At 72.1% G+C, this 12,680-nt stretch carries 9 protein-coding genes; 3 read left to right on the top strand and 6 right to left on the bottom strand.

Going from position 1 to position 12,680, the window contains the following annotated elements; translation table 11 throughout:
* Positions 1 to 19: 19 nt before the first annotated feature.
* Genes NUM_RS09275 through NUM_RS09260 form a run of 4 tightly spaced genes read right to left on the bottom strand, consistent with a single transcriptional unit; the run spans position 20 to position 6,713 of the window.
* A complete protein-coding gene (locus NUM_RS09275) occupies positions 20 to 2,341 on the bottom strand; it encodes a GH92 family glycosyl hydrolase (protein ID WP_207124395.1) in 2,322 nt (773 codons plus the stop codon).
* 11 nt (positions 2,342 to 2,352) lie between these two features.
* A complete protein-coding gene (locus NUM_RS09270) occupies positions 2,353 to 3,438 on the bottom strand; it encodes a glycoside hydrolase family 26 protein (protein ID WP_207124394.1) in 1,086 nt (361 codons plus the stop codon).
* Complete coding sequence (locus NUM_RS09265) at positions 3,431 to 4,750, bottom strand: glycosyltransferase family 2 protein (RefSeq protein ID WP_207124393.1); 1,320 nt, start codon at positions 4,748 to 4,750, stop codon at positions 3,431 to 3,433. The genes NUM_RS09270 and NUM_RS09265 overlap by 8 nt, the downstream gene beginning before the upstream one ends.
* A 13-nt stretch (positions 4,751 to 4,763) precedes the next feature.
* Complete coding sequence (locus NUM_RS09260) at positions 4,764 to 6,713, bottom strand: glycosyltransferase family 39 protein (protein ID WP_207124392.1); 1,950 nt, start codon at positions 6,711 to 6,713, stop codon at positions 4,764 to 4,766.
* Between the two features lie 264 nt (positions 6,714 to 6,977).
* Here NUM_RS09260 and NUM_RS09255 point away from each other — a divergent pair, with 264 nt between their 5' ends.
* From NUM_RS09255 to NUM_RS09245, 3 genes are all read left to right on the top strand, one after another.
* A complete protein-coding gene (locus NUM_RS09255; RefSeq protein ID WP_207124391.1) occupies positions 6,978 to 8,732 on the top strand; it encodes a mediator complex subunit 15 domain-containing protein in 1,755 nt (584 codons plus the stop codon).
* Between the two features lie 191 nt (positions 8,733 to 8,923).
* Complete coding sequence (locus NUM_RS09250; protein WP_207124390.1) at positions 8,924 to 9,586, top strand: response regulator transcription factor; 663 nt, start codon at positions 8,924 to 8,926, stop codon at positions 9,584 to 9,586.
* Complete coding sequence (locus tag NUM_RS09245; protein ID WP_207124389.1) at positions 9,583 to 10,875, top strand: sensor histidine kinase; 1,293 nt, start codon at positions 9,583 to 9,585, stop codon at positions 10,873 to 10,875. The genes NUM_RS09250 and NUM_RS09245 overlap by 4 nt, the downstream gene beginning before the upstream one ends.
* Positions 10,876 to 10,897: 22 nt before the next feature.
* On the opposite strand, the gene NUM_RS09240 is transcribed toward NUM_RS09245, so the two are convergent.
* Positions 10,898 to 11,455 carry a hypothetical protein gene (locus NUM_RS09240; protein WP_207124388.1) on the bottom strand — a complete coding sequence of 186 codons (558 nt, stop codon included), beginning with the start codon at positions 11,453 to 11,455 and terminating at the stop codon, positions 10,898 to 10,900.
* A 96-nt stretch (positions 11,456 to 11,551) separates the two neighbouring features.
* Positions 11,552 to 12,517 carry a MerR family transcriptional regulator gene (locus tag NUM_RS09235; RefSeq protein ID WP_225918449.1) on the bottom strand — a complete coding sequence of 322 codons (966 nt, stop codon included), beginning with the start codon at positions 12,515 to 12,517 and terminating at the stop codon, positions 11,552 to 11,554.
* Between the last annotated feature and the right edge of the window lie 163 nt (positions 12,518 to 12,680).

Genomic DNA, 12,680 nt, shown 5'->3' with positions numbered 1-12,680 from the left:
CGCGCGGGACGGCAACAGGTCAGGGCTTGGGCGGGCGGTTGCCGACGCCCCAACCGGACGGCTTCGACCCGAGCCGGAACCTCAGCTCGCCGCCGCGCAGCAGGTCGCGGTGCCGCAGCCACGGGCCGGGCACCGGCTTGCCGCCCAACTGCACCGACTGCACGTACCGGTTGGTGTCCGAGGCGCCGGGCGCGGTGATGGTGAGCGTCCGGTCGTCGGCCAGCCGCAGCACCGCGTGCTCGAACAGCGGGCTGGTCAGGTAGTACCAGTCCTGGCCGGGGTTGGGGTAGAGCCCGAGCGCGGTCCACACGTACCAGGCGGACATCGCGCCGGCGTCGTCGTTGCCGGGCAGGCCGTCCGGTGCGGCGTGGTAGCCGGTGGCGAGCAGCTGCCGGGTCAGGTCCGCGGTGCGGTCCGGTCGGCCGGCGTGCAGGTACAGGTAGGGCGCGAGCAGGTCCGGTTCGTTGGACGCGTCGAAGCGGTCGCGGCTGAACAACCGGTCGAGGAACGCGACGAACTTCTTGTCGCCGCCGAACCGGTCGATCAGCCCCGGCACGTCGTGCGGCACCATCGTCGTGTACTGGAACGCGCTGCCCTCGTAGAAGTACGGCGTGGACGCGTCGTTCGGGTCGAACGGCGACAGGAACCGGCCGTCGGAGTAGCGGGGCCGGATCACGCCGGTGGTCGAGTCCCACAGCTTCGCCCAGTTCTTCGCACGCTGCTGGTACTTCGCGGCGACCGCGTCGTCGCCGACGTGCTCGGCCACCCGCCCGATGCAGAAGTCCTCGTACGCGTACTCCAGGGTGCGCGAGCCGACCCGGCTGCCGTGCGGGTCGTCCGGCCGCTGCTGGTCGATGGCGAGGTAGCCCAGCCGCAGGTAGTCGTCCAGCTCGCGGCCCTCGATCTGCGGCTTCGGCGAGTTCTGCTCGCCGTCCTTGCGGATCGCCCGGTAGCCGGTCTTGACGTCGATACCGGGCAGCTTCTTCACCACCGCGTCGGCGATCACCACGTCGCCGGAGGTACCGCCCTGGATGTAGGAGTTGACCCCGGCGATCCGGGCGTCCGGCAGCCACCCGGTGTACTGGTAGGTCTCGATCAGCGAGTTGACCATCTGGGCCTGCCGCTTCGGCTGGATCAGCGTCAGCAGCGGGTGCACCGCCCGGTGGGTGTCCCAGAGCGTGTAGAAGTCCTCGTAGTGCGGCGTCCTGCCCTGCCACCAGACGTTCTCGCCGGTCACGTCGTGCGGCATCAGCTGGCAGTGGTACAGCGCGGTGGCGAACACGGTGCGCTGCTCGGCGGTACCGCCGGAGACCACCGCCCGGCTCATCGCGTCCCGCCAGGCGGCCTTCGCGTCCGCGCGGACCGCGTCGAACGACCGGAACCCAAGCTCCTTGTCCAGTGTGGACCGTGCCTGCGCGACGGACACGAACGAGACGGCGATGCGCAGCTGCACCGCGCGGCGCAGTGAGCTCCGCACCGACAGGACCGCGCCGACCCGCTGCTTGGCCCCGCCCGTCACCTCCCGGAACCCGTGGTCGAGCGCGCCGTCGACGAACGTCGCCACGTCCGCGAAGTGCTGGTCCAGCTGCGCGGCGAAGTGCAGCGTGTACTGCCCGCCCCGGTCGCCCCAGCCGCCGGTGACGGTGACCGAGCCCTCGATCGAGTTGTTGCCCACCACCGCGAGCCGGGTGTGCTTGGGCTGCTGCGCGCCGCCCGTCATGATCACCGAACTGGCGTCGATGATCAGGTGCCCACCCTTGTCGTCCGGGAACGTGTACCGGTGCACCGCGCAGCGGCGGGTCGCGGTCAGCTCGGTGAGCACCTTCGGGTAGGTCAGCAGCACCTTGTAGTACCCGGGCTCCGCGTGCTCGCCGGACCGGCCGGAGCCGAGCCCGTCCAGGCGCACCCGGCCGGTGATCGGGGTGACCCGGAAGTTGCCGTACCGGCTGTCGCCGCCGGTGCCGGACACGTGCGTCTGGGAGAACCCGACGATCGGATCGGTCGGCGTGTACCCGGCACTGGACGGGTTGTCGGTGTCCGGGCTCGCCGCGACGAACCCGAACGGCAGGTGCGCGCCCGGGTACGTGTTGCCCGGCGTGGCGGTGCCGATCAGCGGATCGACGTCGTCGACCATCGACGGCGGCGGCGGGCCGCTCTTGCCGGTCGGACGGTCGCTGTCGCAGCCGGTCACCAGCCCGGCCGAGGCGAGCCCGGCGACACCGCCGGCGAGCAGCGTGCGCCGCCGCAGCGGCGCGCCGGCCGCCGGTGTGCCGGCCGCACCGGCGGGGGCGGCCGTACCGGCCGGGGGCCGCGGCGGGGTGTCCGGGTCCGTCGTGTCCACGTGGCGTCCCGTCAGCGCTCGATCGGGCGCGCGACCCGGATCTTCGTGATGCCGGACCGGAAGGCGTCCAGCGTGTCCTGGTTGACGGTGAACCGCCAGTCCTTGGTGCCGGTGGCCTCGTGGTCGTACTCGAACCAGACGAAGCCGACGATGTCGGTGCGGCTCTTCAACCAGTTGAACAGGCTGGTGGTCCAGGTCGACTGGTTCTTGCCGGGGCCGGCACCGGTCTCGGTGATCAGGATCCGCTTGTGGGTGAACGTGCGGAACTGCTGGATCGTGTCCTGGAAGGTCTGCGTGGCGGTGGTCTGCTCGTCGGCGGCGTAGCCGACCATGCCGACCCAGTCGACGTACTTGTCGCCCGGGTACAGCGGCTTGAGCGCCACGCTGGGCACCGGGCGGGTGATGTTCGGGCTCCACACCCAGATCACGTTGTCCGCGCCGACCTGGTCGAAGAGGTCGTGCACATGTCGCCAGGCCCGCACGTACTCGCCGTGCTGGTTGCCGGACTTGCTCTCCGACCACGGGTACCAGTCGCCGTTCATCTCGTGCCCGAACCGCAGCACGATCGGCCACTTCTGGTCGCGCACCGCGGAGGCGAACCGGGTGATGTAGCCGTCGTACTTTCCGTCGATGATCCGTGCCAGCGCGTAGGCGGGCTGGCTGGTGCCGTTCTGCAGGCCGGACCACGGCTCCCAGGTGATCGCCGGGACGGTGCCCTGCCGGTACGCCTGGACGACGGCCTGGGCGCGGAAGTCCTCGGTCCAGTTGACGAAGTACTCCAGGAGGTCGGGGCGCATCCCCGCCTTGGCGGAGATGCCGTCGATCTCGCTGTCCGACCACGGCGCCTGCGGCGTGGACAGCCCGAAGTAGATGCCGTGCGGGTTCATGACCTGCTGCTTGGTGGGGATCTTCGCGGCGAGCTTCGCGCTCTCGGTCGGATCCGGCGTCTGCATCGAGCGGGCCTCGGCCTGGGTGCTGCGAAAGCCGTCGCCGACGGTGAAGTAGAGCACGCCGCCGGAGAACAGCAACAGCAGGACGGCGTTGACGCCCATCCAGATCCGGTAGCTGCGCCGCGAGATGAGTCGATGCCTAGACACTGCTCACCACCGTAGCGGCGAGCAGCAAACCGCCCAGCAGATAGGGAATCAGCGCCTGCGGGTTGCGGCCGCTCTTGCCGGCGAAGCCGCCGGAGCGGGTGCCCCAGGACGCGTTGTGCGCCAGCCGGAAGAAGCCGACGACCCGCACCGGCATCAGCACGAACGTGTTGATCAGCATGAAGATCGGCAGGTAGGCCATGTCGTTCGGCCGGTACGCGAAGTGCCGGCCGAACCGGATGCCCAGCCCCATGATCGTCATCATCGCGCTGAACACCAGCAGCGAGAACAGCGCCAGCAGGCCGGACTCCGGCAGCGGCAGCCGCCCGTACAGCTCGGATCTGTTGCCGGCGAGCAGCGCCACGATCCACGACACGTACGAGCCGATCAGGATGAACGGCACCACGATGTCGGCGACGTAGAACAGCGCCAGCACCGGCGCGTTGCGCAGCATCCAGCCGAGCATCCGCAGCGTGTTGTACTGCGAGCCGCGGGCCCACCGGAACTGCTGCTTGACCAGCTTCGTGAGCTTCGTCGGCGCGTCGGTGTAGACCAGCGAGGTGGACTGCACCACCGTCTTGTAGCCGTCCATCAGGGTGTAGTTGGTCAGCGTGCGGTCGTCGGAGACCTCGATGAACACGCCGAGGAACGGCTCGGTGCGGAACCGCTCCATGTTGTCGCGCAGGATCTTGGTACGAAACGCGATGGTGCGGCCGGGCAGGCAGCCGACGGTGCCGAGCACGCTCATCGCCGGCATCGAGTACTCGTTGCGGATGTTCTCCAGCCAGTCGGCCCAGCGGGTGAGCATGCCGCGCTCCGGGTTGAGGATGCGCTGCCGGGTGCTGACCCCGCCGACCTCGGGGTCGCGGAACGGCTTCACCAACTCACGCAACGTGTCCCGGGTCCACATGGTGTCCGAGTCGACGAGCACCACGATCTCCCCCCGGGCCATGCTCACCCCGATGTCGACCGCATTGCGTTTTCCGGGGGTTTTGGTCCAGGTCCACACTACTCCGACGCGTTCGCACACCTTTTCCAGCGTCTCGTTGCGCGGACCGTTGATGACCACGATGATCTCGGTCGGATGCTGCACCACGATGCGTTCCAGCACCGACACGAACAGCTCTTCCTCCTCGTCGACCACGGGGATGACCACCGAGGTGGTGGTGCGCCAGTCGGCCTGCCACGGCCGGTACTGACGGGCCAGGATCGCCTTGGTCAGCCACAACAGCCAGATGACCGCCATGAACACGGCGAACGGGTAGACGTGGCCGGAGTGCAGCCACTCCGAGATCTGCAACAGGAACGCGAGCACGATGCCTCCGGCGTCAGGACGGCTTGCGCGTCAGCAGGGCCAGCGTCAGGCCGGCCGGATGCCACGTCTTGCTCGTCTGGAACGCCGTACGCAGCGCCTCCTCCTTGTTGCCGCCGAGATTGCGGAGCGGATCGGACACCGAGCCGAGCCGCACCACCCACACCCGGTTCACCGTGTCCGGCAGGCACTTCGCCGCGTCCTTGCACTCGATCGCGAGGACCTTGCCGTGGGTGCGCTGTGGCTGGGTGACCATCAGGTCCTTCGGCCGCGAGCCCGGGCTCAGGTAGTGCGCGACGGTGTCGCGGCCCACCCAGCCGCCGCCCGGATCGTCGGTGCCGTAGACGATGCCGTCGCCGGGCTGCTCGTTGTTCGCGATGATGTTCGCCAGCTTGTGGGTGTCCTGGTCGTGCCCGGCCTCACCGCGGAGGGTGATCTGCGCCGGCAGCGACACCAGGCCGACCGCGGCGACCACGAGCAGCCCGCGTACCAACGGGATCCGGTCCAGGGTGCCGGCCGCGAGCAGCACCCAGGCCGGCACCGTGAACAGCACGTAGCGCGGCTGCCACAGTGCGGTGAAGTGGCCGACCGTGAACAGCGTCGCCGCGGGCAACAGCGCCCACGCGCTGTAGACCAGCGCGGGATGCCGGTACGACACCGAGAGGGCGGCGAGCACCAGCAGCGCGCCGCCGATCGCCGTCGCGCCGAACAGGTTGTACGGCAGCGCGGCCAGGTCGGTGAGGCGCGACTGCGGGATCCAGCTGATCTGGTGACGCTGCCCGGCGGACAGCACCAGCACCGCGACCGCCGGCAACGCGCCGACGATCGCCGCGGCGAACCAACCGCCGAACGCGCGGCGGTGTTGCGCCAGCACCAGCACGCCGTGCGCCAGCAGCAACAGCATCGAGATCGGGTTGAGCGCTCCGAGCAGGGCGACGACCAGCACGTACGGCAGGAAGCGGGTGAAGCGCGGCCGGTCCAGCGCCCGCGCCAGCAGCAGCGTGGACAGCGCCGCGAACAGCACCACCAGCGCGTAGACCCGCGCCTCCTGGGCGTACCGGGAGACCGACGGCACCACCGCGAACAGCAGCCCGGCGAGCAGGCCGCCACGCGGGCCGCCGAACCGCGAGCCGAGCGCGGCCACCAACGCGGCGGACACCGTCATCGCGATCACGGATGGCAGTCGCAGCGCCAGATCCGAGCTGCCGAGCAGGTGCGTCCAACCCCACATCAGCAGGTAGTAGGCGCCGTTGACCATGTCGGTGGAGCGCAGCAGCGGCCACAGCTCGTGCGCCGACACGGTGGTCATGCCCCAGGTGGCGAGCTCGTCCGCCCACAGTCCGGGACGGTCCACCCGGAAGATCGTGATCACCGCGGTGAGCAGCGCCGAACCCAACCAGGCCAGCTGGGTCAGCGCCCGGTTGGTGCCCCGGAACCCGTCGGCGACCACCGCGGTACCGACGACCGCGCCCGGCGACACCGGTGCGGTGCTGTCGACCGGATCGCCGCCGTGCCGCGGGTCGGCGTCGGCGCGGGCGATGTCCATCGTGTCGTCCGGCTCCACCGGACGGGACTCGCCCGCCGGCACCCGGGCGGTGGCGATGCCCGGCACGCTGGCCCGACCGGACCGTGCCGTGGCGCCGGGCGCTCGCTCCGCGTCGTCGTGAGATCGCTTGGGGTAGTTGCGCTGTCGCTCGTCGTCGTGCTGCCGGGTGCCCTCGTGATCGGAGTCGTCCTCGGGGCGCTCGCCCCGTGGCGGCGGCACGATCCGCCGCACCTCCGCCTTCGCGGTGCCGGTGACGCTGGCCCTGCCCGCCGGCCGGGCGGCGGCGTCGGCGCGCTCCTCCGGCAGCCAACCGGCGAACGACTCGGCGTCCGCCGCCGCCTCGTCGGCGTCGCCCCGGCGCCGGCCGCGCCGGACCTGGGTGCGGTCGGTGGGATCGCCGCCGTCGGGTCCGGGCGGCATCGCTGCATCGTCGAGTTCAGTCACGGTTCATCGCAAGGAGGGGCACCTGACAGGTCGCACGGGCGGTCGGGCGGGCAGCCGATACGGGGGTTGCGGGTGGAGTGCCCCAAGATACCGCCCCAGAACAACACTCCCGCGCCGGCCGCCGCCGACGGGAGACCGCTCACCCCGGCGGCCGCGGCGCCGCCACGCCGGTACCCCGGTGGTGAACCGGAGCTATACCATCCGTCGCAGAGCACGGCGGCGTGGAAGAGAGAGAGTGAGATGCAGACAATCGGCCCGTACGCGTTGCGGGACCTGCTCGGCGCGGGCCCGGCAGGCCGGGTCTGGCGGGCAGTCGACCAGCAGGGCAACCAGGTCACCATGGCCGTGCTCGAGGGCCAGGCGGCGGTCGATCCACAGAGTCGCTGGCAGTTCAGCGCGACGGTCGAACAGGTGCGCCAGGCCGCGCCGGTCGGTGGCCCGGTGGCCGCCGACCTGGTCGGCCAGCAACCGTGGGTGGCGTTCCCCGACGACGGCGGTGCCAGCGCCGCGAACGTGTTCGCCGCGATGGGCGCGCCCTGCCAGCCGGTGACCGCACCCGCCGGTCAGCAGTTGCCCGGCCAGCAGGTCTCCGGTCAACCGGTGCCGGGCCAGCCCGTGTCTGCGCAGCCCATGTCGGCGCAGCCGATGTCCGGTCAGCCGATGTCGGCGCAGCCGATGTCGGGTCAGCCCATGTCGGGTCAGCCGATGTCCGGGCCGCCCGGGGCGGTGCCGCCGGTGCCCGGCCAGCCGATGCCGACGCCGGTCTCCGGGATGCCGGCCTCCGGCGCGCCGATGGGCTCCGGGTTCCAGCCACCGGCCGGCGACGACGAGCCGGCGACCACGATGATCCGGCCCGATGCCGGCGGCGCGGTGCCGCCGCAGGCCAACCAGGCGGGCCAGTTCGGTGCGCCGGGACAGCAGACCAGCCAGCCCGATCAGTTCGGCGCGGTCCCGCAGCAGCCCGACCAGTTCGGTGCCGAGCAGCCGCCGGGGTTCGGCACGGCGAGCGCGCCGAACCCGTTCGAGCCGGTCGATCCGTTCAACGCCGGTGGTCAGCAGGCCGCGGCGGCGCCCGACCCGTTCGCCCCGCAGGGGCAGCAGCAGGCCGAGTTCGCCGGTCCGCAGGCGGAGCCGTTCGCCGCGCAGCAGCCGGAGCCGTTCGGCGGCCAGCAGGCCGGGCAGTTCACCCCGCCGCGGCAGCAGCAGCCCGACCAGTTCGGCGGTCAGCAGCCGCCGCAGCAGTACCCGCCGCTGTCGGCCGAGCCGGAGGAGAAGCCGCGCCGGACCGGGCTGCTCATCGGGCTGGTCATCCTGATCGTCGTGGTGCTCGGTGGCGGCATCGGCGGCGCGGTCTACTTCACCCGTGACAGCGGTACGCCGCAGACCAAGCAGTCGGCGAGCGCCAAGCCCACCGGTGGCAAGAGCACGGCGCCGCAGGGCCAGCCGACGCCGCACACGCAGAAGTCGGCGCCGAGCACGCCCAAGCACCCGGGCAAGGAGCCGCCGAAGGACGCCTCCTGGCCGTCCTCGTTCGCCAAGTTCGGCTCCGGCGACAAGACCAAGACGATGTCCGGCCTGGCCGGGCTGGGGTTCGACTTCGTCGCACCGTCCGACTGGACCTGCACCAAGAAGGACCAGTCGACGAGCTACGTCAACTACCACTGCGTCGGCTCGAAGACCAAGGCCGGCGGCGACGTGATCGTGCGTACCTGTGGCGAGCCGTGCGACGCGGCGAAGAAGATCAACATGCGTGAGCAGGAGGAGGCGTTCGGCCTGCCCTGGCAGCGCGACGGCGGCAACTCCTCGTGGGCGCAGGCGGACAAGGTCACCGCGCCGGACGGCAGCTCCGGCTACGGCCTGGTCCTGGTGCGGTACTGGCACAGCAAGCCCGGCGGCCCGATGGACCGTCAGGTGGTGCTCCGGTTCACCGCACCGCCGTCGGCCAAGAGCGACGTGCAGAAGGTTGCGAACAGCGTTCGCGACGCTACTCAGTGATTGCCGCCACCCGGTCGCCGCGCTGACCCGGTACCCCCGTCCCGGTCCGATCACCGGGTCGGGGGGTACCGGTCGGCTTGTGCCGTTCGCCTGGCTTGCTCCGTGCCGGGACGACCGGGGATGATGCACCAGGCCGACCCGACGCGTCGTACGGGCCGGCCATCCGACGCGGTCGAGGGGAGGCACTGCCGGTGCGGGTCCTGGTGATCGAGGACGAGCGTGCGCTGGCGGACGCCGTCGCCCGCGGGCTGCGCCGCGAGGGCATGGCGGTGGACACCGCGTACGACGGCACCAACGGTCACGAGATGGCGCTCACCACCCGCTACGACGTGGTGGTGCTCGACCGCGACCTGCCCGGGGTGCACGGCGACGAGATCTGCATCGACCTGGTCCGCGCCGGCCTGCTCACCCGGGTGCTGATGCTCACCGCGTCCGGCAGCGTCGCGGAGCGGGTGGAGGGTCTGGAGCTCGGCGCGGACGACTACCTGGCCAAGCCGTTCGCGTTCGACGAGCTGGTGGCCCGGGTCCGGGCGCTGGGCCGGCGGGCGACGCCGGCCGCGCCGCCGGTGCTGCGGGTCGCCGACGTCGAGCTCGACCCGGCCAAGCGGGGCGTGCAGCGCGACGGCCGGATGCTCGACCTCACCCGCAAGGAGTTCGGCGTCCTGGAGGAGCTGATCAAGGCGCGGGGCGGCGTGGTGTCCAGCGAGGAGCTGCTGGAACGGGTCTGGGACGCCAACGCGGACCCGTTCACCACCACCGTCCGGGTCACCGTGATGACGTTGCGCCGCAAGCTCGGCGATCCACCGCTGATCGAGACCGTGGTGGGTGCCGGCTACCGCATCACCGCGGCATGACCGGCGGCCCCGGTACCGATCGTCCGGCCGCCGGCGAGACCGTGGCCCCACCACCGGGCCTGCGCGGCCGGCTGTACCGGCGGGTCCGGGCCACCTCGCCCCGACCGACGCTGCGGCTGCGGCTGACCCTGCTCAACGGCGTGCTGCTGGTCGGCGCCGGCGCGCTGCTGCTCGGGCTGTCGCTGCTGCTGGTCCGCCAGGCGCTGGTACCGGCACAGCAGCTGCAGGCCGGTTCCCAGGTGACGCTGGCCGACGGTCAGGTCGTCGACGCGAAGCGCTACCAGGCCCGGCTCGCGCGCGACACCGAGCTGGAGGTGGTGTTCAAGGGGCTGGCGGCGCTGGTGGTGATCAGCTCGGCCGGGGTGATCGGCGGGTACATCGTCACGGGCCGGGCGCTGCGGCCGCTGACCCGGGTCACCCAGGCCGCGCGGCGGTTGTCGACCGAGACGATGGACCAGCGGATCCGGTACGCCGGGCCGGACGACGAGATCCGCGAGCTGGCCAACACCTACGACGCGATGCTCGACCGGATCACCGACGCGTTCGCCTCGCAGCGCCGGTTCGTCGCGAACGCCAGCCACGAGCTGCGCACACCGCTCGCGGTGATGCGTACCGAGGTCGACGTGGTGCTGGCCGATCCGGCCTCCGACGCCGAGGAGCTGCGCCGGATGGGCCGGGTGGTCCGGGAGGCGTCCGAGCGGGCGAACTCACTGGTCGAGTCGCTGCTGCTGCTCGCCCGTACCGAGGCGCAGGCCGGCCGCCGGCTGGTCCGCAAGGTGCCGGCGGACCTCGCCGCCGGGGTCGCGGTGGCGCTGTCGGCGGTACGGCCGGACGTGGCCCGGATGGAGCTGTCGTTGCAGGTCGCGACGCCGCCGGCGCCGGTGGTCGGCGACCCGAGCCTGCTGGAGCGGCTGGCCGGCAACCTGATCGAGAACGCGGTGCGCTACAACCATGCCGGCGGCACGCTGTGGGTTCGCACCTCCACCGACGCCGAGCACGCCTACCTGGTGGTCGGCAACTCCGGCGGTGAGCTGGACCCGGGCGAGGTACCGGCGCTGTTCGAACCGTTCCGCCGCGGCGGCCGGGAACGCACCGGTACCCGCGGGTCCGGGCTGGGGCTGTCGATCGTGCGGGCGGTCATCGACGCGCACGGCGGCTCGGTGAGCGCCCGCGCGCTGTCCGGCGGTGGCCTGGAGGTCACCTGCACGATGCCGGCCGCCGGCGTCACCCCGGTGGCCCGCGGCGCCGCCGCGCCGGTGCCACCACCGGCCACCACCGACCTGCCCTGACCCGACCGTCGGGTGCCGGTTCCTAACCCTTGCGGCCGACTCGCTTGAGGTCGAAGACCTGCTGGTCGGCGCCGGCGCTGACCGGGGTCGCCGCGTCCAGGTAGGCGGTCGTCGGGCGCAGCACCAGCAGCACGATCACCAGCACCGCGAGCACCACGATGGCAAGGCCGGTGCCGTACTGCAGGGGTGGGTAGAACGCGGGCAGCACGTCGTGCCAGTTGTCGCCGGAGCCGCCGGCGAAGCCGAGCAGCTGGCCGCAGGCCGCCACCACCCAGCCGATCACCAGCCAGGTCTTGCCGTTGCGGCGCGGCCGCAGCAGCAGCCACAGCGAGGCCGCGGCGACCAGGAGGGTGACCGCGCCGAACACGGCCGTGATGATCGCCGCGTCCCGCAGGTCGAGGCGCGGGTTGTGCGCGTCGGGGCTGACCACGATCGTGCCGATGGCGGAGCGGGCGACCGGGTAGGTGACCAGCACGGCCAGCCCGGCGAGCCCGGCCACGGCGGCGGCGACCAGGGCCACCTGCACCAGGGCCGGGCGGGGGACGGCGGGACGAACCGCAGCCGAAGGGGAGTTGGACATCCGGTCACGATAGCGGAGACCGGCCACCCGGCGGGTACCTTTCCGCCACCCACCGTTGTCGGTGGGATCCGTTGCACTGCAACGGATCCCACCGGTTCAGCCGGTGTGGGCGGCGAGGGCGGCGGCGAACCACTCCCAGGCCGGTACCCGGGTCGGCACCGCCGGCCAGCCGTTGATGACCGCGAGCAGCTGCCAGTACCGCTCGGCGCGGGCGTCGGCGCCGCCCCCGATCGAGGTGCGGATCCACTCCCGGTACTCGGGGGTGTCGGTGCGATCGTCGTGCGCGGCGAACACGCCGACCAGCTCGGCCACCACCGGCGCCGCCGCGGCCGACGCCGGATCGACGCCGGCATCCAGCGCCGCGCCGGCCAGGGCGGCGACCCGCTCGGCCACCTCGGGCGAGGACCGGGAGTCCCGCCGGCCGGCGACCATCTCCGCATCGGCCGCGTGCTGCTCGGCCATCCGCCGGATCCGGGCCCGGAAGTCGGTGTCGACCAGCAGATCCGCCAGCTCGATCCAGGCGTCGAGCTGCTCCGGCGTCGGATCGTCCGGCAGGTCGGGCCGGGCCCGGCGCATCAGCTGCTCGAACTGCGGGTCGACGCGCAGCCCACCGAACACGTGGTCCAGGAACTCCTCCTGGATCCGGTGCCGCTCGGCGGCCGACGCGCGGGCGATGTCGTTCATTCGTTCCACCTCCGTGAGATCGGGTTCGCGGACCGCGAGCGCGCGCAGCACCGAGCGGTGCAGCCGGAGGATCCGGATCTGCTGCTCCAGCGCGTCCGCGTGCGCCGCGGCGACGTCGGCGAGCGCGGCCTGCCGGTCCAGTACCCGGCGGATCGGCGCGAGGCCCAGCCCCAGTTCGCGCAGGGTGCGGATCAGCGCCAACCGGGCGGCCGCCGCCTCGTCGTACCGCCGGTACCCGGCGCTGGTGCGTCCGGCGACCGGCAGCAGGTCGAGGTCGGAGTAGTACCGGATGGTCTTGACCGGCAGCCCGGTGCGCGCCGACAGCGCCCCGATGGACAGCGTCGCCGTACCGGTGCCCGGCTGGTCCTGCTCGCTCACGTCCTCGACCGTGCCCTCTCCCGTCGGTGGAGACTCCAGTGTGATCTTCGTCGTCGGTGAATTGCCTGGTCGCGTGCGGGTCGGTCGGGTAGACAGTGCGCAGGCCCGGTGCGAGTGCACCTCCGGGCCCCGGCGAGAGGAGGTGTGGTGAGCGTGTCGAGTC

It is taken from the genome of Actinocatenispora comari (assembly GCF_017312725.1).
GTDB classification, from domain to species: Bacteria; Actinomycetota; Actinomycetes; order Mycobacteriales; family Micromonosporaceae; genus Actinocatenispora; species Actinocatenispora comari.
The sequence above is the reverse complement of the archived record's forward strand: the minus strand, read 5'-3'. Positions and strand labels throughout refer to the sequence as shown.